Below are 22,806 nucleotides of genomic sequence, written 5' to 3'. Positions count from 1 at the left end.
GCTATGGCTATTGAATTAATTGCAATTGATATGGACGGGACATTGCTCAATCCGCAGCATGAAGTGACCCCTGCCGTTAAAAAAGCGTTGTCAGAAGCACGGGCGAAAGGTGTGCAAATCGTTCTGGCGACCGGCCGTCCGTTCGTCGGTGTGCAGCGTTATCTGATGGAACTGGATTTGCAGCAGGACGGTTGTTACTGCATCACCAACAATGGCGCGCTTGTGCACAATGCGAAAGATGGTAGCGTAATTGCCGAAGTAGCCCTCAAAATTGAAGATTATCACTACTTTGAACAGCTGGCGCGTGACCTTGGTGTGCATTTCCATGCACTGACCAAAACCGACCTGTTTACCGCCAACCGCCATATCAGCAAATACAGCGTACATGAATCCTTCACCACCGGCATTCCGTTGCAATTCTGCCCGGCAGAGGAAATGGATCCGGCGCTGACCTTCCCGAAAGTCATGATGATTGACGATCCGGACTTGCTGGATCGCGCCATCAGTCAGCTTCCTGCTGAAGCAAAAGAACGCTACACCATCATGAAAAGCTCACCGTATTTCCTCGAAATCCTCGATAAGCGCGTGAATAAAGGTGAAGGCGTGAAAGTACTGGCGGAAAAACTGGGTATCGCGCGGGAGAGCGTGATGACGCTCGGTGATCAGGAGAACGACATTGCGATGCTGGAATACGCCGGAATTGGTGTCGCGATGGGGAATGCGCTGGACAGCGTAAAAGCCGTCAGCCAGTTCGTTACCAAAACAAACACGGAAGACGGCGTGGCGTTTGCGGTCGAGAAATTTGTTCTGAACGTCTGAGCTTGTACCGAAGGAACCTTGCAGCCATGGAAAAACAATTAACTTCTGATGCCCGCGGGCATCAGCTCACCAACATTAATGTCTGGACGCCGGACAGCCAGTGGCTGGTGTATGACGTCCGTCCGCATGGCGGTTCTTTTAGCGGTTCAACCATTGAGCGCGTGAATGTCGAAACCGGTGAGACGGAAGTCCTTTATCAGGCAAAAGACGGCGCGCATGTGGGAGTGGTGACCGTCAGCCCGGATTTTCCTGTCCGTTATGCGTTTATTCATGGCCCTGAAAATCCTGATGCCATCTGGCAGTATGATTTTCATCACCGTCGCGGAGTTATTGTCACTGAGCCCGCGCGCGAAAAGGCCGTTACGCTGGATGCGATGGACATCACCGCCCCCTTTACCGCCGGAGCCCTGCGCGGTGGCACACATGTTCACGTCTTCAGCCCGGACGGTTCGCGTCTGAGCTTTACCTATAACGACCATGTGTTGCATGAACGCGATCCGGCGCTCGATTTGCGCAACGTTGGCGTGGCGATTTCAGGATATCCCGTTATTCCGCCAAAGCATCATCCCCGTGAATACGATGGAAGCCATTTCAGCATGCTGGTCAGCGAAACCACGCCCTGTCCTCACCCCGGCAGCGATGAAATCAACCGGGCTTACGAAGAAGGCTGGATTGGCCGTGAAGGCTATCTGAAACCGGATGGCAGCCGTCAGCGGTGGGCGCTGGCTTTTATCGGCGACACGCTTTCCGCTCGTGGCGAAAAGCACCCGGAAATCTTCGTGGTGGATTTGCCGCGCAATGATGAGGATTACCGTCAGGCGGGTGATAAACCTTTGCAGGGCACGCCGGAAATGCTGCCTGCGCCACCCGCGGGCGTGAAACAGAGACGGATTACTTTTACTGAAAATGGTATTGCCCTGCAACCGCGTCACTGGTTGCGCGTATCGCCGGATGGCGCAAAGATTGCGTTTCTGATGCAAGATGAAACCGGAGTGGTTCAGGTCTGGACGGTGTCACCTAACGGCGGCGCGCCGGCGCAAATCAGCCATTCTGAAAGCGGAATTCAATCAGCCTTCAGCTGGAGCCAGGACGGAAAATCTCTGGCGCTGGTATGCGATAACAGCGTGATGCGGCTGGACATGGAAAGCGGAAAGATGCAGCGGTTAACGCAACGATCAGAAATCGCACCCTGTGCCGATGCCGTAGTGTATTCTCCGGATGGCAGCAAAGTGGCGTTTATGCGCCAGTGTAACGGCTATGCGCAGATTTGCGTGGTCGATAGCGATTAGCGAACGATGTAAACCGGTCAGAACAGGCCGGTTTTATTGTGACTACTTCTTATGTGTCGACGATTTTTGCTGACGCGGCGTGGTCGTCATGGGCGGGATGTGATCGATATCCACACCGTTACTCAGCGCAATATTGTGTTCTTCACTGGCTTTGACGCGATCGCGCGTCGTCACTTTTCCGCTGCGAAAATAATCATAAGGCAGCAATACCGTATCCAGCACGGCGCTGAACGGCAAATCAATCAACAGCAGCGGCGTCATCGCCCAACTGGTGTCATCGCTTTTTATCATATTCACATCAGCACGTGCGCCTGAATAATATCCGGTGTCACCACCTGTATGGCTCATTACGCTGGAGCAACCGCTCGTCGCTAAAAAAACACATCCTGTCATCAGCGGCGTTAATGCAAATTTCGTCATGTTAGAACTCATCTTATGCTGTCAGGCTGAGCTTATACGTCAATGTGACTTATAGCACTCAGCCCAAAAAATTAACAAAGCAAGCTGTAGCTCTGTGGCTGCGATCCCATTAAGTGTAATTACTATTTGAAATCTTGCAGGAATTCGCCTGCTCTCCCTGGATTGTAGCCCTGTCCCGTCATGTATTTTGGCTGTCATCATATAAACAACAGCCAAATTTTTTGTTTTTTCAGGCTTGAAATATGCCCTTTTGTCTCCATTTTAACTGTACGACGCAGGAGGAGAAACGCCGGAAGGGTTCTTCTGTCATCACTGTGACGCTGGTCTGTCCGCCTGGAAGGCTATTTAAAAAAACTCGCTGAATATCAGGAGAAGTAGCAATGCGTAATTTTGATTTATCCCCGCTATACCGTTCTGCCATTGGTTTTGACCGCTTATTTAATCTTATCGAATCGGGTCAGAATCAGGGCGGCGGCTACCCCCCTTATAATGTCGAGTTGGTTGACGAAAATCATTACCGGATTGCTATCGCGGTCGCAGGTTTTGCCGAATCTGAACTGGACATCACTGCGCATGACAACATGCTGCTGGTCAAAGGCGCGCATGCACCTGGCGACACTGAGCGAACCTATTTATATCAGGGCATCGCAGAACGTAATTTCGAGCGCAAATTCCAGCTGGCTGAACATATTCAGATAAAAGCGGCCAATTTGTCGAACGGTTTGCTGTATATCGATCTGGAACGCGTCGTTCCTGAGTCGTCCAAACCACGGCGTATCGAGATCCGTTAATTCAGCGACCATCATCGTTGTTGACCACCACAAAATGAAAAATTTTAGGCTCGCCGTCAGGGAGCTGTACTGTCACATCCAAAAAGGATGACGACATTAATCATCTCGCTTCAAAGAAGGAGTTACATTATGCGTAATTATGATATTTCCCCATTACTGCGTCAGTGGATTGGTTTCGATAAATTAGCCAGTTCAATGCAAGGCGCCGATCAGGCTTTTCCTCCTTACAATATTGAAAAGTCTGATGACAACCATTACCGCATTTCACTGGCGCTGGCCGGTTTCCAGCAAAGCGAACTGAATATTGAAGTCGAAGGGCCGCGATTAACGGTCAGCGGTACACCGGCTCAGCTGGAAACTAAAGTGGAATATTTGCATCAGGGGCTGGTGATTAAGCCTTTCACCCTGAGCTTCACGCTGGCAGAGCATATGCACGTCTCGGCGGCTGAATTTACGAATGGCCTGCTGCATATCAATCTGGTTCGTGATGTACCGGAAGCATTGCAACCGCAAAAAATTGCGATTGGTACTGAAAAACCGGCGCTGGAAAATCAGTCTGAATAAACGTGATCTGTTTATGTTCCCCCGATGAGGGGGAACATAAAACGGGATGTGATGAGGAATATATTATCTTAATCAGTAAGTAAAACGAGGTGTATTTATTTTGTTCAAGTCTTTCAAAGTGTTTTCCGTAATTGAAGCTCTTAGTGATGAGGTAAGCATGTATTTAGAGTGATGTAACTTAACGATAATATTCGTCTACTGTGATTCGGTTGTAGTTCTTGTAACACCCATCAAATACTATACAAAGTGCTTCCACAAAATGCATGATCTGTTTTGTGTTGTAGTTGTAAGATATTTCACCTATATTTGCATCAAAGAGTTTAATCATGTTCCCATCTGTTCTGATAGCGATGGAATGGCCTCCCTTGCAACCCTTATAAATACCTATTTCATATAAGCTGTCTTGCCTTAACGATTTTACCAGCCCTTCGATTCTTGCAGCGGTAGTACTGGCCTGCGGCAGAGTTGACGTTTTTAAGCAGATCAACCTCCCCTCATTCTTCATTATCAGATGGTATGCGTCTTCAGTACGCATGTAGTTTACGTTGGGGGAATGCCCTTTGCGGTGAAAATTATCAAATAAACTTTTTTGTGCTTTTAATTTAGCTTGTTTATATGCCAACGCAGAGTTCTGTTCCTGAATATTCATTATTCCTAATATCAATCGATGCGATGCAGAGGTATTGATGAAACATTTGAAACTACTCCAATCTCTACCAGTAATTAAATATGCCGCAGAGAGGCCATAACAGGCTCCACGTAATCCGTACTGAATTTGTTTACTTTCTGAGTCTCTATGACTTCCTAACCATGCTCCACCAAGATTTCGGGGGTTGTTAGCTACCCATTTGTTTTGCTGTATGTACGTCACCTGATTAAAAAAACTGTATGTACCGTTTGTTTTATTAATATATTGACGTAATCTGTTAATCATTTTCTCACCTATTTTTTAAATCAAAAAATACATATTGCATAAAAATACGCCAGTGATAATAAAATTCCCATTTAATTGATTATGTAAAATACTCAAACTCTTGACTGGGTTTTTATTTCTTTGATAAATAATGTTATTTTTTTTGTTTAACTGTAAAAAATATAAAGTGATGTCTATCTATATATAAAATGAATTGATTTTTTTGAATGAATGTGTATCTGGATGCGTTGAGGGAGATATAAATAACTTTATGATGTCATTGAGAATAAGATTGTTTTCTACTCATGAGTAAGAGTCCTTAGATTGATAAAGTGACCCGAAAGAATATCATTCCTCCTGGTCACTTTATGGTGAGAAATCAGCCTTCAGCGTGGGCTTTTTCTACTTCTTCTGCCAGAATTTTCACGCCGCGCTCGATCTGTTCCGCATCAGGCACGTAATTCATCCGCATACACTGATGGGTGTGTGGCCACGGATGCTCGAGACCCGGGAAGAAGTAATCGCCCGGTACCATAAGTACCCCACGTTGTTTCAGGCGCTGATACAGCACTTCGGTGGTGATCGGTAAATCCTTGAACCACAGCCACAGGAAAATCGCCCCTTCCGGTTTGTGGATCAGGCAACGTTCTTCCGGCAGATAACGGCGCAGCGTGGCGATAGTTTCCTGCACGCGCTGAAAATAGAACGGTTTGATCACTTCTTCGGAAAGGCGCAGCAAATCGCCACGGACAATCATTTCATGGGCAATCGCTGGGCCGACACTGCCCGGCGACAGACTGATAATCCCGTTCATATTACTGATCGCTTTGATGATTTTTTCATCAGCAATCACGATGCCACAGCGTGAACCCGGCAGGCCGAGTTTCGACAGGCTCATGCACAGGATAATATTCGGATTCCACAGCGGCGTGGCGTCAGTGAATACGATGCCCGGGAACGGCACGCCATAGGCGTTATCGATTAATAACGGAATATCTTTCTGCTGTGCCAGCGCATCGAGGCGGATCAGTTCTTCGTCAGTAATGACGTTACCGGTCGGGTTGGTCGGGCGTGACACGCAGATCAGGCCGATATCATCGGTGATATTCAGATGATCGAAATCGACGTGATATTTGAACTGGCCTTCCGGCAGCAATTCGATGTTCGGCTTGGCCGACACAAACAGATTTTCATCCAGACCGGCATCGGCATAACCGAGATATTCCGGTGCCAGCGGGAACAACACTTTTGACATACTACCGTCGGCACGGCGTCCGGCGAACAGGTTGAACAAATAGAAGAAGGCGCTCTGGCTGCCGTTGGTCAGTGCGATGTTTTGCGCGTCAAGCTGCCAGCCGAGTTCTTTCTGTAACATGTCTGCCAGCGCATGACGCAACACATCTTTGCCCTGCGGCCCGTCGTAATTGCACAGCGCTTCGGTCAGCTTGCCTGCGGCCAGCATTTCCGACAGCAGCGTCTGGAAATAATCCTGCATCTCAGGAATTTGCGCCGGATTACCGCCGCCCAGCATCACCGCGCCGGGCGTGCGTAAACCGTCATTCATGTCGCCCATCAGGCGTGTGATGCCTGAAAAACGGGTAAATTTGTCACCGAAAGCAGAAAACGTCATAGAAAGCTTTGTATGTTATCGAAATGTGATACCCACCATAACGCCTGCAGCAAGGCAGTGCAATCGGACCAGCGGGTTTTGGCGTGGAGAAGTATTAAAAAAGATGAATACGGAAAATCATTCAATGTATTTTTCGAATATCCCTGAACGGAACCCTTTATGCTTAATGACAGAGTAATAAAAGACGGCTTATGATATTTTTTCTTTCTTGGCATAATTATGTTTAAGAATATATATATCAGGTTGGTAAAATGAAAAGAAGTATACTTATACTGAATATTTTCACGGCAGGCGGAGGGGATCACGCGCTGGGAAAGAAAATAAAAGACATCGCGCGGAGCACTCAGGCTGAGGGGTCATTAATTACGGTGAATGCCAAAACAAGACATATTAATATGCAGGGAAAGGAAGTGTTCAATCCGGGTAAAAAATTGAATTATGATGATCCGGTAATTATTGTGACGCCCTACAGTCTCCTGTCTCCCGATGTATTATCGACAGTGCTGGCTGATTTTCTCTACCAGCTGGACATAATAACGTGCAATACCGTTATTCTGATCGATGAAATGGACGTCACCCGGAGTGCCGCTTCATCTGATCATGATTATAAAGCTGCCCTGTTGAGTCTGTGCTTCGAAAATATCATTGTCCAGAGCCTTGGATTCGCTAAGAAATCGATGGGTTATTTACCCATGCCTGAGCAGGAAGTTATCAATATACAAAAATCAGCAAAACAGGAAATCATTAAATTACTGGACGGTTATAACTTATCGATGCCGGCAAATTGTAGCTTATATCTTGCCTATTTAAGTTCTGATACCGTGACAACCTGTGCTCAGATTTTTATTATTAATTCATTGATAGAAGACAGTGGCTTGCTGAATAATTCAGCTTATGTCCTGGTGTGTAGGGAAAAAGGGAGTATTGAACGATTACTGAAAAACCTCAAAGAGTCCTTATCAGGGTCAATTTATAATGATTTGTTTTCTGAATGTCATTATTCAACCATGCAAGACGAAAATATATTCCAGTGCCACGGCTTCTCCCGCGGTACGGGAAAGAAAAAAGTACATATCGTTATTACCCAAACCATTCCCGGCACGACGTTTAAAAATCTGACCAGTATCAGCAAGACTGGCATGATGTCGGGCGATCAAAGCCTTTCCGATTATTTGTCACTGAAAAAGCGGTTACCTTATTACGACAAGCAAACCTGGAAAGACCCTCTTATTAAAGGATTGAAGACCCGTGCCCGTGAACTGGGGGGCGAAGAATTGCTCAACAAATTTAAGTCGATGGTCGCCGGAAGAAAAGCCTTTACTGGCAGCCTTTCCTTTAAGCTTCTGGCACCCGACGATGCCCCGACGCTGGCGCTGAAAAGCAGTCTTCATGCGTTTAACAAGGAAATATATGCAAGAAAAGCTGACGGGAAAATCAGAGAGATATTAATGAAATACCTCTGACCCTTTGAAAATAATCGGGAGACCGGCCGCAGGATTGCGCCCGGACCGGTCTCGCCCATTCTTTATCTTACTTCTTCAGAACTTCCGGGTTCACGCAGAACTGTTTCACGTCACCCTTGAGTGCGGCGATCAGGTTATCCACTGCGCAGGCCGCCATATCGTAGCGGGTTTCATGCGTTGCGGAACCGATATGCGGCAGTGCCACCACGTTTGGCAGGCTCAGCAGCGGAGAATCTTTTGGCAGCGGCTCAGTCTCGAACACGTCCATACCAGCACCATAAATCGTACCGGCTTTCAGCGCTTCGATCAGGGCTGGTTCATCGATAACCGGCCCGCGACCTGCGCTGACCAGAATCGCGCTGGATTTCATTTTCGCCAGCTCTTCCTTACCGATCAGATGGAAGGTTTGTTCGGTCATTGGCAGCAAGATACAAACGAAATCAGACTCTTTCAGCAGCTCATCCAGCTCGCATTTACGCGCGCCAAACTTCTCTTCCGCTTCTTTATGCTGGCTGCGTGCATTGTACAAAATCGGCATGTCGAAACCGAAATGCGCACGTTGCGCCAGCGCCAGACCGATACGGCCCATGCCGACAATACCCATGGTTTTATGGTGAACATCAATGCCGAACCAGTCTTCGCCAATGTTTTCATTCCATTCACCGGCTTTTACGCGCTCGGCCACATTTACCACGCGGCGGGCGGTAGAGAGCACCAGTGCCATCACCGTGTCAGCGACGGTATCGGTCAGCGCCGTCGGAGTATGCATCATCGGGATTTCGCGGCGGGTCAGTTCTGCCACATCGAAATTATCATAACCGACGGAAATGGTAGAAACCGCACGCAGGCGCGGTGCATGGTCGAAAAGTTCTTTATCAATTTTCCCGCCGGAACCCAGTAACCCTTCGGCGTTTTGCAGCGCATCAAACACCTGAGCACGGTTCTTATCCGTAATGCCATCAAATTCAGTGATGGTGAAATGCTCTTCAAGACGCTGATGCAGGTCGGCGGGTAATTTTTTATATAAAACGATAGACGGCTTCATGACTTACTCCCTTGGGTTAAGGAAACTTCTTTCGGCTGAATGTTGGCCTTTCGCGGTCTCACCAGCAGGGTTAAACCTGCGGAAACCAGTAACGACACGGCCATGAAAATAAATGAGGCTGCCGGACTGCCTGTATTGCCGTTGAGATAGCCGACAAACCAGGAGCCAAAGAATGAGCCCAGTGCGCCGAGGCTGTTAATCAAAGCCATCGCGCCACCGGACACATTTTTGGGCAGCATTTCAGGAATAATGGCGAAGAACGGCCCGTACGGGGCATACATTGCCGCAGCGGCAATGACCAGTAAACTGTACGAAAGCCAGAAATTGTTTGTGCCAGCGGCCCATGAACCAAAGAACGCCAGCGCGCCGACCAGCAATAACGGCCAGACAAACAACTTACGGTTTTGCATTTTGTCCGATGCCCAGGACACCAGGATCATGGCGATAGTGGCGGCCAGATAAGGGGCGGAAGATAACCAGCCCGCTTCGACCATGCCCATTGATTTGCCGTCGCGCAAAATCGACGGCAGCCAGAGCACAAAGCCATACACGCCAATGCTCCAGAAGAAATATTGCAGGCAAAGCAGCACCACATTGCGTGAGCGGAAGGCTTCGCGGTAACCGCCGACCGCCTGAATGGTTTCCTGCTCTTTTTCCAGCTGTGCGGCCAGCGCCTGTTTTTCCTGGTCGTTCAGCCAGCCGACCTGTTCGGGCTTATCTTTGACGGTGAACCACCAGATAACCGCCCAGATCACCGCCGGAATGCCTTCGAAGATAAACATCTCGCGCCAGCCAAAGGATTTGATCAGATAGCCGGAAAGCACCGACATCCACAACACCGTCACCGGATTGCCGAGGATCAGAAAGGTGTTAGCACGGGAACGCTCGGATTTGGTGAACCAGTTGCTGATATACACCAGCATGGCGGGCATCACGGCAGCTTCCACCACGCCGAGAGCGAAGCGGATCACTGCCAGCATCGGAATGTTGGTTACCACGCCGGTTAAAGAGGCGAATCCCCCCCAAAGCAATAAACACCAGAAAATCAGTTTCTTAACACTGCGGCGTTCGGCGTAAATCGTGCCGGGGATCTGGAAGAAGAAATAGCCCAAAAAAAACAGTGCACCCAACAGGGACGACATCCCTTTGGTAATGCCCAAATCGTCGTTGATACCGGCCGCTGAGGCAAAACTGAAGTTCGAGCGGTCGACATACGCCAGACTGTAAGTGATGAACACGATCGGCATGATGTACCACCAGCGGCGGGCGGCGATCCTGGACTGGCTCATAACTGTTTCTCCTGATAGTGCATCAGCACGGTCCCGACGGCGCTTACTGACGTAACAGTTCTACGTAATGGCGCGTCACCGCGGTCAGATCATCACCCTCAAGCGGGAATTCGATACCGCGTGGCACATCCTGAGGCAGGCTTTTCAATAAAGGTTCCCAACTGCCATCGCTGTCATCGAGCGCGACGGCATGCCATTTTCCGCTACGTTTTTGTGCAGCTTTGACATGCACATAACCCACATGACGCGCCAGACGCTCAGCGGCCACGGCCGGATCCTGTCCGACCCACAGCCAGTTGGCCATGTCGAACGTCATGCTTAACGGCAGATGCAGCGACTCAGCAGCAAACATAAAAGCGTTAATGCGTGAAAGAATGCCGCAATCCGGCGACTGGTCATTCTCAACCACCAGCTTCACCGGGCTTGATGCCAGTACAACCTTCAGCGGGGTCAGATCCTGGCCCGGCATAAATTCGCCGAGAGAAAACTTAATGGTGCGGGCATTGAGAATGCGCGCCTCTTCAAAATATTGTGATGCATCAGAATTAAGCTTGCCACCGGCTGAAAACAGCGGAAACGGCACGGAATACACCGCAAACAATCCATGACTTTTAATTTTTTCTGCCAGCGCTGGCAACGAATCCAGTTCTCCGGCAGTGAACAATTCGCGACGAATTTCCACACCGTCGGCCTTAGCATCAGCAATCACTGAAAGCAGCTCCGCCTGGCCGCCGCGGGCTTTTACCACGCTGTTGCCGTAGGCTGCGGTAACAATGACGATTTCTCTTTTCATGAATACTTATCCTGTGAAAGCGCCCTGTAATCTGGCGCAGGCAATCATTTCCGAAACCTTATTTTAGTGGAACAAATGACAGGTCGAGCCGTTGTTAACGTTTTGTTTCGTTTTATACAACCTAATTGGAACCGGTTCCAATCGACAGGACAAAAGCGCAAAAATATGATCCCGCTCACGAAGAACGGGCAGGTTCAGGGGGAAGAAGAGGGATCAGCGCGCTGCTGTAGAACCGCGCGCAATGAGTTCGCCGGAAAACTCCAGGTCTTTAACCGGCTCAGTATTGCCCTGAATGCGGGTCACCAGTTGTCTGAGCGCCGCCACGCCCATGTCGTAAGTCGGCTGCTTCAGCGTCGTAATACCGACGCCCGCCAGTTCTGCCCACACCAGTTCGTCAAAGCCGGATAAACCGATGTCCGGCCCCCAGCGCAGATTCAGCCGCTGCATAGCGCGTGCAACCTGTAACGTCAGTGCGCCGTTCACACACATCACCGCTTTGTGTTTATCCGCGTGCCGTGCCACAAAGTCCTTCAGCAGATTATCCAGCCCTTCGGTATTACTCAGCTCAATTTCACCCTGTTCGGCAATATACTGCGGAGATTGCTGCATGCATTTCAGAAAGGCGTGTAAGCGGTCGAAGCGGGTGTTTATATTGGCGGGTTCGCTGATGAAAAGCAGGGCTTCAAAACCCTGCTCCAGAAGATGACCGGTCATCATCTGAGTGGCTTCCACGTTGTTAAGTCCGATCACGTCGCAGGCGAAATTCGCCACTTTACGATCGATCAGCACCATGGGTAAATTGGCCTGTTGCAGCGTAGAAATCGCCGCCTCGCGCATCCCGACGGCATTCACCACAATGCCATCGACGCGATAACTGCTGAGTAATTGCAGGTAATGCTTTTCCTGATCGAGCTCGTTATTGGTGTTACACACCAGCAGCGTCAGCCCTTCCTGACGGCAGGCGGCTTCAACGCCACGCATCACATCGACAGAATACGGGTTGGTGATATCAGCGAGGATCAGCCCGATTAGCCGCGTTTGCCCGCTTTTCAGGCTACGTGCCATCTGGCTGGGCTGATAATCGAGCAGGGAGATAGCCCGTCCGATGCGCTCTTTCAGCGAATCGGACAGCAGGTGTTGTTCACCGTTGAGATAACGTGAAACGCTGGTTTTACCGGTTTTGGCGGCACTGGCGACGTCACGTATCGTGGCGCGAACCGCAGCGCCCGGTTCCTGTTTTTTGCTCACAGCCTTTCTCCCTTCTTGCTCATCCCACGGAGACTAGCACAGAGTGCTGAAAGACTGCATCCGCAAGTCAGCGCAAACCTTCTGCCGTTTGCACCCCGGAAACCGCTTCAGGCTTCGGCCTGCTGCTCAGGGTAAACGCGGAAATGATCGTCACGCCAAAGGCAATACCGCCGAGGATCAGATAAGTATCACTGAATCCGATACGGTCATACAAACTGCCCGCGAAGGCCGAAAGGAAAATCGCCGCCAGTTGTTTGGCAAAGTTAAACCCGATCAGATAAATGGTCGCCGAGAACCGGACATCAAAAATCTGCGTGATGTATTTGAACACGCCAACCAGCAGGAACGGTACTTCCAGCGCGTGCAGCATCTTCAGCAAAATCACTTCAACCGCCGTGGTGGCAAATGACGAACCGACAATGCGGATCGACATAATCGTGCCTGCCAGCAGCAAGGTGTTTTTCGCGCCAATGCGGTTAATGATCCACGGAGAACAGAACATAATCAGTGCGTTACACAACTCACCGGCGGTGGTGACGTAGCCGAACATTTCCGTGCCCTGCTGTGGCGACGCGAAGAAAGTTTTGAAGAACGTCGCGAACTGCTGATCGAACACGTCATACACACAGGCCACGCCGATGACATACAAAATCAGCATCCACAGTTTGCGCTCTTTCAGCAACATTGCCGCCGTTTTCAGCGAGAATTGCGGCTGATTGGCACCGAGTTTATCCAGCACCTGCGCGTTTTTGTTTTCCTGCGGACGGGCAATCAGCAGCAAAATCATCAAAATGATCGCGGCCCCGGAACCCATCCAGAACACGATATCCGGGTTGATATTAAACAGCACACCCGCCGTCGAGGCGCAAATCCCCCAGCCGAAGCAGCCGAACATCCGCGCCTTACCGTATTCAAACGAACTGTTGCGGCTCACTCTTTCGATATACGCCTCAGTCGCGCCGGAGCCGCCCGCGAAGACGAAACCGATATACGCACCGCCAAGTATCGCGCCGAGTACGATATTCAGTTTTAACAATGGCGCGAAAATGTAAATGAAGAACGGCGCAAACAGGAACAGCAGCACGGCGATGACCCACAGAAGATGCTTCTTCAGGCCGAGCTTGTCTGAAATGATGCCGAAAATCGGCTGAAACAGAATGGCAAACAACGACATGCTGGAGAACACGATACCGGTTTCCGTTTTACTCAGGCCGATCACATCAGAAAGCCAGATCGGTAAAAACGGATAACAGGTCGCCATGATGAAGAAATACAGGAAGAAATAGCTGCCAAATATCCAGAAATTAGTATTGTTTTTGTAGAAGCAACGATCGGAGGTTTGTGTAGAGTTCATAGTGATTTCCTTGCCGAAACCATGAAAACCGGCACTGTCGTACCGGCGTTTTTTGTTGTTATCTGATTTCTTCGAAGCCCAGCAGCAGCGCACTTTCCGGATCCAACACCGGCAGTGCCAGCCCGGCATTTGCCAGCCATTCGCCGCTCAATACCGGAGATTCATGCAGCCACGCCGGTTGTACGCGCATGGTGTGACCGCTGCCGCCGCCCGCCAGCAATGGCGGTTCATCCAGCACCGTCACGCGATAACGCGCATCAGGTCTTAGCCCCGGCACCCGCAACACACCGGGTAACGACCAGGTGGGCATCGCCAGTTGGCTGACCAGGAATACCGCGCGATCGGCGCTTTCACTGACCACGCCATTGATCAGCACCGTCTCGTCGTGTGTATCCACGCGGTAAACGTCGCCGCTGTGTAATAACGGGCGAAGTTGTTGATGAAGGCGGGTGTATTTCGCAAAACCGGCGCGTTCGGTATCACCTTCTTTCACCGGATCCAGCTCAATCCCCATGTGACCGAACAGCGCCGTCAGGCCGCGAAATTCAATGCTGTGCTGGCGTGAGGTGGCATGGCACAGCTTGTTGCCGATGTGCGACCCCATCACTTCCGGCGGGAAGAAATAGCTCATGCCGCGCTGAATTTTCTGCCGCTCCAGCGCGTCGTTATTGTCGGATGTCCAGAAACGGTGGCTGCGTTTGAGCACCTCGAAGTCAATGCGACCCCCGCCGGACGCGCAGGATTCAAACTCAATCTGCGGGAAACGTTCGCCCAGCGCGTCGAGCAGGCGGTAAAACTGCTGCGTTTGTGACGTCAGTGCCGCGCGGCCTTCATGGCCGGGCTGGACAATTTCACGGTTCATGTCCCATTTCACATAATCGACGTCGTGCTCGCCAAGCAGCCAGCTCATGCGTTCCAGCAGATAATCAAAGACCTGCGGATTGTTCAGATCGAGCACGAACTGGTGACGTCCGCTCGGTTGCTGATAGCCCGGCAACGCCAGCAGCCAGTCAGGGTGGGCGCGGTATAAATCGGAATCCGGGTTAATCATTTCCGGCTCGACCCAGATGCCAAATTCCATCCCGAGTTTTTTTACATGGTCGATCACCGGTTTCAGGCCGTTCGGGTATTTCTTCTCGTCGAGATACCAGTCACCGAGCGCGGCGCGGTCATGGTCGCGGCCACGGAACCAGCCGTCGTCGATAATGAAGCGTTCCACGCCTAACGCGGCGGATTCGGTCGCCATCTGCATGATGTAGTCAGGGTCGTGATCGAAATAAATCCCTTCCCAGGTATTGAGATGCACCGGCCGCGGTTTTTCTGTCGGGAAGCGCAAAATCTGTTCACGCACAAACTGGTGGAATTGCTGACTCATGCGGTTCAGGCCGCTGGCGGAATAACTGGCATACAGCCAGGGCGTTTCCAGAGTTTCGCCTTGCCCGAGTCGTTGCTCACCGGGCAGATACAACGCTTCGGCTTGCACCAGACGGCGGCCGTCGATTTTGATGTCGGCGCGCAGCCTGTGGTTGCCGCTCCACCCCAGATGCATTCCCCAGACTTCGCCCTGTTCTTCGCTGAAACCCGGATGACCGATCATCATCGCCGGAAAATATTCGGAAGAGGTTTTGCCGCGACGATTTTCCTGAATGATGCCGCCGTGATCCAGCCGTGTGCGGTGCGGCTGGAATTCTTTGATCCAGCGGCCATGAAAGGCCATCACTTCGGCGGCGCGTTCCGGCAGCGGCAGCGTCACGGCCAGTCGCGTCACCTGATACGTGCCGGGTTTGAGGTTGGTCAGGCTGTTACGTGCCTGTAAAACGCCGCTGTCATCAAGGCGTAACTCGCTGCGAAATTGCAACCCGGCGATCGCGTCTTCGGTGGTGATGGTGAGCTGGTTTTCGTCGTGCTTTACCTGCGTGGTATTGAATACCGGCGACCAGTCCAGCCCGTCGCGATGGCCTTCCATGCCCGGTGTGCCGAATGAACCGCGCCCTGAGTCGGCACTGACATTCACCGGCGCTTCGACATCAATCCGGCCATTGGGCACCGCGCGGCTCAGCGAAATAATGTCATTCGCTGAAAACTGGCTGAGGCGGTTTCCCCAGTAAAGAATTTCGGCGTAAGGCATGCAACGCACGATCAGGCTGGTATTCCCGCCGGTTAAATGAACAATCTGGTTTTCCATATAGTCGCTGCTCCAAACAAAGATTTGCGCTGATAAGACGCGATCAGGTGGAGTAACTATTGATCCGAAACGTTTCGGATGGGAAATGTAAATCGTCAGATTTGTGATATAGGGTGGAAAAATAACCGAAAGGGGAAGTATCAGCGTGGTGGATGTGCGGTAACGCCCGCCTGCAGTTCAGGCTGCCAGAGAACCTGTAAATCTTTCAGTGGCTCGTTGCGGATCAGCGACATTGTCATGGTGGCGATTTGCAAACCGACCGCTTCGCGGGTGCCCTGGCGGACGGCGGTCACCGCCACATCCGGCACGCTGTCACGGGGTAATCCGTCAAAAATGATGAGTGATATACCGCCACTGAGCAGTAAACCGGCTTCATGTAACGCCAGTGCAGCGCCTTCGCCGTGCATATTGCAGTCGCAGACAATCGCCGTTGGCGGCACCGGTAGCGCCAGCAATGCCTGCGTGGTCTGATAACCGGCGCGACGGCTTGGGCTGATTTTATGCATGTAGTCCGGGTTTTCCGGCAGGGCGTTGACCTGCAACCCGTCGAGATACCCCTGATAACGCTGTCCGATAAACGATTGCTGATTATTTTCGCCAAGAAATGCGATGCGCTGATGGCCGAGTGCGGCGAGATGATCGACCGCCATCTGCATACCGGCGCGGTTATCGAAATCAAACCAGGCGTAGTCCTGCGTCAGGCAACCGCTGCGGCCCAGTGCCAGGAACGGGAAATTGCGTTGCTGCAAATCCAGCAGACGAGGGTCGTTATCGAGCGTATGCGCCACCAGCATGGCATCGACGCGTTTGCTTTCAATCAGCCGCCGCCACGAAAAGGTGCCCAGTTCATCCGGCACCAGTAACAGGTCGATTTCATGTTTGGCCAGTTCACGGGTGATACAACCGACCATTTCGATAAAAGCAGAATTACTTAAAGGGTGGGAAGTGAAGGGGAAAATGAGGCCAACGGCGTCGATCTTGCCCATTTTCAACCGGCGGGCGAGGGTGTTGGGGCGGTAACCGCGCACATTTGCCGCCGCCTGAACACGGGCTTTGGTCTCTGCTGAAACGTCATCGTAACCGTTCAGCGCGCGGCTGACGGTGGTCACGGAAATACCGAGATCTTTCGCGATAGCTTTCAGAGACATACTGACACCCGTAACGCCGTTGAGGAGACACATTGCGGGAGAATATCACATGCCAGACAAAACGGGGCCATAAGGCCCCGTGATGAATAAGGATATTCAGAGTTTACTGCAACGGACTTAGCGTGATTTCTACACGACGGTTTTGCGCTTTCCCGGCTTCGGTGCTGTTGCTGGCAATCGGATTATCCGGGCCGGCGCCGGTGGTGTGTACGCGGCTGCCTTCAACACCTTGTGTAATCAGCGCACTGCCCACGCCGTCAGCACGTTGCTGCGACAGTTTCATGTTGAGCGCGCGGGTGCCGGTGCTGTCGGTGTAACCGATCACGTTGACGGCGGTTTTCGGATACTCTTTCAGCACCATCGCCACGCCGGTCAGCGTGTTAGCGCCTGCCGGTTTCAGCGTGCTGCTGTTGGTATCGAAGGTCACGTTATTTGGCATGTTCAGCACGATGTTATCGCCCTGACGGGTCACGCTGACGCCGGTACCTTTCATTTTATCGCGCAGTTTAGCTTCCTGCACATCCATGTAATAACCTGCACCGCCGCCCAGTGCGGCACCGGCTGCGGCACCGATCAGCGCGCCTTTGCCGCGGTCGTGTTTAGAAGAAGACAGCATACCGACGCCTGCGCCGAGCGCGGCCCCAAGACCTGCGCCAATGCCGGATTTCCCTGCTTCTGATTCGCCGGTGTAAGGGTTAGTGGTACAGGCCGACAGGCCCAGGGTGGCGCAAAGTACGCCCGCAACCACAACTAATCTTTTGCTCATCTTATTTCCTTCAGGATGTTTATTATTCAGAACTTCATCGCTGCATTATGACTTCGCGCTTTCTGACAAGTTGCACAGAAAAAGGTGTCAAAACATAAACAAATGCAACGGGAGGACATCAGTCCTGCGGCGTTCTGGCGCTCTTTATGCGCAATTTCGGCACGTTAAGCAGTAGGAGAATTCCGGATATCCGTTTTTGTATTTTTACGGATTTTTGGAACTTATTCAGAAAGGGGATGATGCCAGCGCAGAATGTACGTTGGCATATCCGTGCCGGGATGGCGGGTGTTCGCGGTTATCTCAAAATTTTCCTTGCGATAGAACGAGACGGCGCGATCATTTTGTTGGTAAACCTCCAGCAGCAGCACCGGATATTCCTCCTTTGCCGCCGCCATCAGACGCTGCGCGGTGCCATCGCCGTAGTGTGAAGCTTCTACAAACAGCGCACCGATAAACTGCTGATTCATCACGCTGATAAATCCGCAAACCTGATCATCTTCGTCGCAATCGACCCAGGTTCTGGCTTTGGGCAGAAAATCTTCTCTGACCATTTGCAGGCTTTCAATCCAGTAGGATTCGGCGATGAACGCATGTGAAAGCAAAGAACTGCGCAGCCAGAGCATCAGAATGGCTTCGGTGTCGGCGGGCCGCGCTGCACGGATCATGACGGCTGATTCGCCGGATGGCAGAAGCAATATGACTGATGATCGTTCACCAGCCCGGCCGCCTGCATAAAGGCATAACAAATTGTCGAGCCGGTAAACTTAAAGCCTTTCTTTTTCAGCGCCTTGGACATGGCATCGGACACGGCGGTGGTCGCCGGAACCCCTTCCGGGCCAAGCGGATTATTGATGACCGGTTGGCCGCCAACAAAATTCCAGATGAATTCAGAGAAGTCTTCGCCACCGGCCTGCATCGCCAGATACGCCTGTGCGTTGCCGATAATGGCTTTGATTTTGCCACGATGGCGGATGATCCCGGCGTCGAGCACCAGCCGCTCCACGTCGTCATCGGTCATTTTCGCAATGCGCACCGGGTCGAAGTGATGAAAATTCTGGCGATAGTTTTCGCGTTTTCTCAGCACGGTGATCCACGACAGACCGGCCTGCTGGCCTTCCAGACACAACATTTCAAACAATTCGCGGCCATCTTTAACCGGCACGCCCCATTCTTTATCGTGATACTCGAGGTAAATCGGTTCTTTCGAAACCCAGTTGCATCGGGTAGTCGCCATTCTGTCGTCCTTATAAGAGGCTTAAATGCGTGGTGTCAGTGTGTGGCTTCTCGGATAACTCTGCAACGTCGCAATTTCTAAATCCCCGCCTTGACGCTGGTCGGATCTGAACAATATTTAAAGCCAATCATTACGTAATCCTTACGTTTAATCCTTGCGTTGAGCGTCATTATTGAGGGAAATCACCGTTATGGCAGGCAAGAATTCGTCGATTTTACGACTCTCTCAGGGAGCATTTGCCGTGGCACTGTGCCTCGGTTTACAGGCTCCCGCGAAGGCTTTTGACCAGCTTTATGTGTTCGGCGACAGCCTGAGCGACACCGGTAACATTGGTCGCTGGACCTTCGACAGCAGCACGCATCCGCTTTATGACGAGATCCTGGCGAACAACATCGGCACAACCTTAGCTCCTTCTTCAAAAGGCGGCCTGAACTATGCCGAAGGTGGCGGTGTGGCGGTGCCGGGGCTGGATTCTGATTACACCACCCAGGATCAGGTTAAAAGCTATCTGACGTCGACTGGCGGCAAAGCCGATCCGAACGGACTGTATATTCACTGGATTGGCGGTAACGATCTGGCCGCTGCGGCGCTGAGCCTGAATCCGGTCACGGCGGTGGAAATTGCCACCAACAGCGCGACGCAGGCGGCCTCACAGGTAAACGATTTACTGAAAGCCGGTGCTGGCACGGTTGTGGTGCCGACGGTGCCGAATATCGGTCTGACACCGGTGCTGATGGAAGGCGTGATCCAGGTCGGATTGTTGCCGGTGCAGCAACAGGCGCTGGCAGCGGCGTATCAGTATTTGAATGCACAAACTACGCCGGATGCCGATGCCCGCACCGAGGCCATTCACAATGCGCTGGCGGCCGCTGCGGCGGAAGGCTCAGGCATTCCGCTGGTGCAGGACGTGATCGCCAAAGGGCTGGCGGCCGCGTATGACGCGCTGAAAGACGTGGCGGGCGGCCTGACCGACACCTACAACACCACCGAAGATATCGCGCTGGCGAAAACCGGCGGCAATATTGCACGCGTGGATATCAACGGGCTGTTCAACGAAGTGGTTGCCGATCCGGCGCGGTACGGTTTTGCCAATACTGCCGGTACGGCCTGTCCGGTCGGGACATCCGCCTCGGAATGTACTTCGAATCTGCCGGGTTTCGACAGCAGCAAAGCTTTCCTGTTTTCTGACCATTTCCACCCGACGCCTCAGGCGCACGCGCTGATTGCGCAATATATGCAGTCGGTGCTCGACGGCCCGCTGGAAGCCTCTGCGCTGAGTCAGGGTTCACTGGCGCTGGCGCGAAATACACAAGGCTTGCTCGACAGCCGTTATCAGCAGTTGCGTACGCAGAATAACGATGCGGGAACCTTCGGCATGTTTGGCGGTTATGCCGGGCAAAGTGCGGACAGCAAATTCAGTCCGTCGATGGGGCTGGGTGATGGCGACCTGACGGCTAACTCGCTGAATATCGGTATGGATTATCAGATGACCGATCGCTGGATGATGGGGCTTATGCTTTCCGGCTCCGATGATAAGGATGATCCGACTGACCATTACAGCTACCGTACGCGCGGCTGGATGGCCACCGCCTTCACCGGCATTAAAATCGCCGAAAACGGCTGGATCAACGGCGATGTGCACTACGGCTCGCTCAATTATGACGATATCAAACGCCGCATTACGCTCGGACCCACCACCCGGACGGAGCGCGGTGAAACGGACGGCAAACAGATCGGCGGACGCGTCACCGCAGGCTGGGATTTCCCGATTCTGCCGGTGCTGAAAACCGGGCCGGTGGCGCAATACAGCTGGGATTACAGCAGTGTTGACGGTTACAGCGAGAAGGGGAACAACAGTACCTCGATGCGTTTTGGCGATCAGACTTCTCATTCACAAATCGGTGCGCTCGGCTGGCGGGTGAATGCCGAACTCGGCATCGTCAATCCGTATGCGCAGGTCACCTATGACCGCCAGTTTGGCGATAAAACCTACACCACCACCGGCGCGATCAAATCCACCCGCACGCGGTTCAGCCGCACCACCGGCGAACAGGACGACGACTGGGTGGATATGACCGCAGGCTTAAACGTGCAAATCACCCACAGCATTTCAGCATTTGCGGCTATTTCACAAACCACCGGGCTGGATTCCGGCGAACAAACCTCCTACAACGCCGGGCTGAGTGCGCGGTTTTAAAAGATATTATTAAGAGTGCTTTAAATGATGTCTTTAAAAGCTATACTGACGGCATAGTATGAAAAAAGGAGAAAAACTATGCCGTTTGAAATACTCACTTCCTCAGCCGCCAGTATTACTGAACTAAAACGCGACCCGATGGGAACATTTAGTGCAGGCGAAGGCGAAGCGGTGGCGATACTCAATCGTAACGAGCCCGCTTTTTATTGCGTTCCGCCCGATGTTTACGCCTATTTTCTGAGTCTTGCAGAAGACGTTGAATTGAACCGCATAATGGATGCGCGGCAGGGTGAAGAAAGGATAAGGCTGACACTGGATGACTTATAAACTCAATTTTTTCAAATCAGCTTTAAAAGAATGGAAAGCACTTGCCCCAACGATCAAGGAGCAATTTAAAAAGAAACTGGCCGAGCGGCTGGAGAATCCTCACGTGGTTTCTGCCCGCTTATGTGGCCCCAAAAATAACCGCTATAAAATCAAATTAAAGAGTCTTGGTTATCGCCTGGTGTATCAGGTAGAAGATCAGGAAATCATCGTGACCGTTGTCGCGGTGGGTAAACGCGAAGGCAACGAAGCGTATAAACTGGCTGAGAAGCGCTAAATACTGGCGTCCCGAAAGCAAATCCGGCTGAACTGATGTGTCATTCTGGCTGATTATCTTCCGTGCAGCGGGTATACTGTCGCACTCTCTTTACACCCACTTTCTCGCGTGCGAATCCAACATGCAAAAGTTTGATACCAAGACATTTCAGGGCCTGATCCTGACACTGCAAGATTATTGGGCGCAGCAGGGCTGCACCATTGTTCAACCGCTGGATATGGAAGTCGGCGCGGGGACCTCGCACCCGATGACCAGTCTGCGCGCACTCGGCCCTGAGCCTTTTGCGGCAGCCTATGTTCAGCCATCACGCCGTCCGACTGACGGCCGCTACGGCGAGAACCCGAACCGCCTGCAGCACTATTATCAGTTTCAGGTGATGATCAAACCTTCACCGGAAAACATTCAGGAGCTGTACCTCGGCTCACTGAAAGAGCTGGGTCTTGATCCGCTGATCCACGATATCCGCTTCGTTGAAGACAACTGGGAAAACCCGACGCTCGGCGCCTGGGGTCTCGGCTGGGAAGTGTGGCTGAACGGCATGGAAGTGACGCAGTTCACTTACTTCCAGCAGGTCGGCGGCCTGGAATGTAAACCGGTAACCGGCGAAATCACTTACGGTCTGGAACGTCTGGCGATGTACATCCAGGGCGTGGACAGCGTTTACGATCTGGTGTGGAGCAACGGTCCGCTGGGTAAAACCACCTACGGCGACGTGTTCCATCAGAACGAAGTGGAACAATCGACGTATAACTTTGAATACGCCGATGTCGATTTCCTGTTCACCTGTTTTGAACAGCACGAGAAAGAAGCGCAAACCCTGCTGGCGCTCGAAAAGCCACTGGCACTGCCTGCTTACGAGCGCATCCTGAAAGCGGCCCATTGCTTCAACCTGCTCGACGCGCGTAAAGCGATTTCTGTGACTGAACGTCAGCGCTACATTCTGCGCATCCGTACCCTGACTAAAGCGGTAGCTGAGGCGTATTACGCTTCCCGCGAAGTGCTGGGCTTCCCGATGTGCAAAAAGAACGATGATCATCCGAAACTAGAGAATGAGTGA

Annotated in this window: 22 protein-coding genes; 9 read left to right on the top strand and 13 right to left on the bottom strand. The window is 51.8% G+C overall.

All coding sequences use genetic code 11. The features are described 5' to 3' along the window. Positions 1-3: 3 nt before the first annotated feature. Together yidA and EX31_RS05960 are read left to right on the top strand one after the other, a co-directional pair. Positions 4-819, top strand: a complete 816-nt coding sequence (gene yidA / locus EX31_RS05965) for a sugar-phosphatase (protein WP_013573356.1) — start codon at positions 4-6, stop codon at positions 817-819. A gap of 26 nt (positions 820-845) precedes the next feature. After that, positions 846-2,108 carry a DUF3748 domain-containing protein gene (locus tag EX31_RS05960; RefSeq protein ID WP_037033874.1) on the top strand — a complete coding sequence of 421 codons (1,263 nt, stop codon included), beginning with the start codon at positions 846-848 and terminating at the stop codon, positions 2,106-2,108. A gap of 42 nt (positions 2,109-2,150) precedes the next feature. Here the strand turns inward: EX31_RS05960 and EX31_RS05955 are convergent, their stop codons facing one another. Then, positions 2,151-2,528, bottom strand: coding sequence for a YceK/YidQ family lipoprotein (locus tag EX31_RS05955; RefSeq protein WP_013573358.1), 378 nt, complete (start codon positions 2,526-2,528; stop codon positions 2,151-2,153). A 380-nt stretch (positions 2,529-2,908) separates the two neighbouring features. Here EX31_RS05955 and ibpA point away from each other — a divergent pair, with 380 nt between their 5' ends. Together ibpA and ibpB are read left to right on the top strand one after the other, a co-directional pair. After that, entirely contained in the window at positions 2,909-3,319 is a 411-nt protein-coding gene (ibpA, locus tag EX31_RS05950; protein ID WP_013573359.1) for a small heat shock chaperone IbpA, read from the top strand. 129 nt (positions 3,320-3,448) lie between these two features. Continuing rightward, the gene (gene ibpB / locus EX31_RS05945) at positions 3,449-3,883 is read left to right on the top strand and encodes a small heat shock chaperone IbpB (protein WP_013573361.1); all 435 of its coding nucleotides are present in this window, start codon (positions 3,449-3,451) and stop codon (positions 3,881-3,883) included. Positions 3,884-4,061: 178 nt separating this feature from the next. On the opposite strand, the gene EX31_RS25930 is transcribed toward ibpB, so the two are convergent. Continuing rightward, positions 4,062-4,817 (bottom strand): YopT-type cysteine protease domain-containing protein, encoded by a 756-nt coding sequence (locus tag EX31_RS25930; protein ID WP_072012263.1) that lies wholly within the window; start codon positions 4,815-4,817, stop codon positions 4,062-4,064. A gap of 358 nt (positions 4,818-5,175) precedes the next feature. Next, positions 5,176-6,426 (bottom strand): valine--pyruvate transaminase, encoded by a 1,251-nt coding sequence (locus EX31_RS05935; protein ID WP_013573363.1) that lies wholly within the window; start codon positions 6,424-6,426, stop codon positions 5,176-5,178. Between the two features lie 251 nt (positions 6,427-6,677). On the opposite strand from EX31_RS05935, the gene EX31_RS05930 reads away from it, so the two are divergent. After that, positions 6,678-7,889 carry a hypothetical protein gene (locus EX31_RS05930; protein ID WP_037033872.1) on the top strand — a complete coding sequence of 404 codons (1,212 nt, stop codon included), beginning with the start codon at positions 6,678-6,680 and terminating at the stop codon, positions 7,887-7,889. Positions 7,890-7,956: 67 nt separating this feature from the next. On the opposite strand, the gene ghrB is transcribed toward EX31_RS05930, so the two are convergent. The 10 genes from ghrB to EX31_RS05880 all read right to left on the bottom strand — a co-directional run bounded on the left by ghrB (position 7,957) and on the right by EX31_RS05880 (position 18,951). Next, positions 7,957-8,934 (bottom strand): glyoxylate/hydroxypyruvate reductase GhrB, encoded by a 978-nt coding sequence (gene ghrB, locus EX31_RS05925; protein WP_037033871.1) that lies wholly within the window; start codon positions 8,932-8,934, stop codon positions 7,957-7,959. After that, positions 8,931-10,223: an MFS transporter gene (locus EX31_RS05920; protein ID WP_037033870.1), complete on the bottom strand. Its 1,293-nt coding sequence runs from the start codon at positions 10,221-10,223 to the stop codon at positions 8,931-8,933. The genes ghrB and EX31_RS05920 overlap by 4 nt, the downstream gene beginning before the upstream one ends. A 43-nt stretch (positions 10,224-10,266) precedes the next feature. Next, entirely contained in the window at positions 10,267-11,016 is a 750-nt protein-coding gene (locus EX31_RS05915; protein WP_037033869.1) for a sugar phosphate isomerase/epimerase family protein, read from the bottom strand. A 213-nt stretch (positions 11,017-11,229) separates the two neighbouring features. Next, positions 11,230-12,264, bottom strand: a complete 1,035-nt coding sequence (locus EX31_RS05910; protein WP_037033868.1) for a LacI family DNA-binding transcriptional regulator — start codon at positions 12,262-12,264, stop codon at positions 11,230-11,232. A gap of 67 nt (positions 12,265-12,331) precedes the next feature. Continuing rightward, positions 12,332-13,618: an MFS transporter gene (locus EX31_RS05905; RefSeq protein WP_037033867.1), complete on the bottom strand. Its 1,287-nt coding sequence runs from the start codon at positions 13,616-13,618 to the stop codon at positions 12,332-12,334. A 58-nt stretch (positions 13,619-13,676) separates the two neighbouring features. Beyond that, a complete protein-coding gene (locus EX31_RS05900; protein ID WP_037033866.1) occupies positions 13,677-15,803 on the bottom strand; it encodes an alpha-galactosidase in 2,127 nt (708 codons plus the stop codon). A gap of 140 nt (positions 15,804-15,943) precedes the next feature. After that, positions 15,944-16,951 (bottom strand): LacI family DNA-binding transcriptional regulator, encoded by a 1,008-nt coding sequence (locus tag EX31_RS05895; RefSeq protein WP_014411432.1) that lies wholly within the window; start codon positions 16,949-16,951, stop codon positions 15,944-15,946. Positions 16,952-17,054: 103 nt separating this feature from the next. Beyond that, the gene (locus tag EX31_RS05890; protein WP_037033864.1) at positions 17,055-17,717 is read right to left on the bottom strand and encodes an OmpA family lipoprotein; all 663 of its coding nucleotides are present in this window, start codon (positions 17,715-17,717) and stop codon (positions 17,055-17,057) included. 221 nt (positions 17,718-17,938) lie between these two features. Next, a complete protein-coding gene (locus EX31_RS05885) occupies positions 17,939-18,382 on the bottom strand; it encodes an N-acetyltransferase (protein ID WP_013573373.1) in 444 nt (147 codons plus the stop codon). Next, positions 18,379-18,951, bottom strand: coding sequence for a DNA-3-methyladenine glycosylase I (locus EX31_RS05880; protein WP_037033862.1), 573 nt, complete (start codon positions 18,949-18,951; stop codon positions 18,379-18,381). Before EX31_RS05880 ends, EX31_RS05885 begins: the two co-directional genes overlap by 4 nt. Positions 18,952-19,141: 190 nt before the next feature. Here EX31_RS05880 and EX31_RS05875 point away from each other — a divergent pair, with 190 nt between their 5' ends. From EX31_RS05875 to glyQ, 4 genes are all read left to right on the top strand, one after another. After that, complete coding sequence (locus EX31_RS05875) at positions 19,142-21,148, top strand: autotransporter domain-containing esterase (RefSeq protein WP_037033861.1); 2,007 nt, start codon at positions 19,142-19,144, stop codon at positions 21,146-21,148. 78 nt (positions 21,149-21,226) lie between these two features. After that, entirely contained in the window at positions 21,227-21,475 is a 249-nt protein-coding gene (locus tag EX31_RS05870) for a type II toxin-antitoxin system Phd/YefM family antitoxin (protein WP_013573376.1), read from the top strand. Further along, on the top strand, positions 21,465-21,749 hold the full coding sequence (locus EX31_RS05865) for a type II toxin-antitoxin system RelE family toxin (RefSeq protein WP_013573377.1): 285 nt from the start codon (positions 21,465-21,467) through the stop codon (positions 21,747-21,749). The genes EX31_RS05870 and EX31_RS05865 overlap by 11 nt, the downstream gene beginning before the upstream one ends. Positions 21,750-21,870: 121 nt before the next feature. Further along, positions 21,871-22,806: a glycine--tRNA ligase subunit alpha gene (gene glyQ / locus EX31_RS05860; RefSeq protein ID WP_037033860.1), complete on the top strand. Its 936-nt coding sequence runs from the start codon at positions 21,871-21,873 to the stop codon at positions 22,804-22,806.

Source organism: Rahnella sp. WP5 (assembly GCF_000745615.1).
GTDB lineage: Bacteria > Pseudomonadota > Gammaproteobacteria > Enterobacterales > Enterobacteriaceae > Rahnella > Rahnella aceris.
This window is presented reverse-complemented; position numbering and strand designations above follow the sequence as displayed.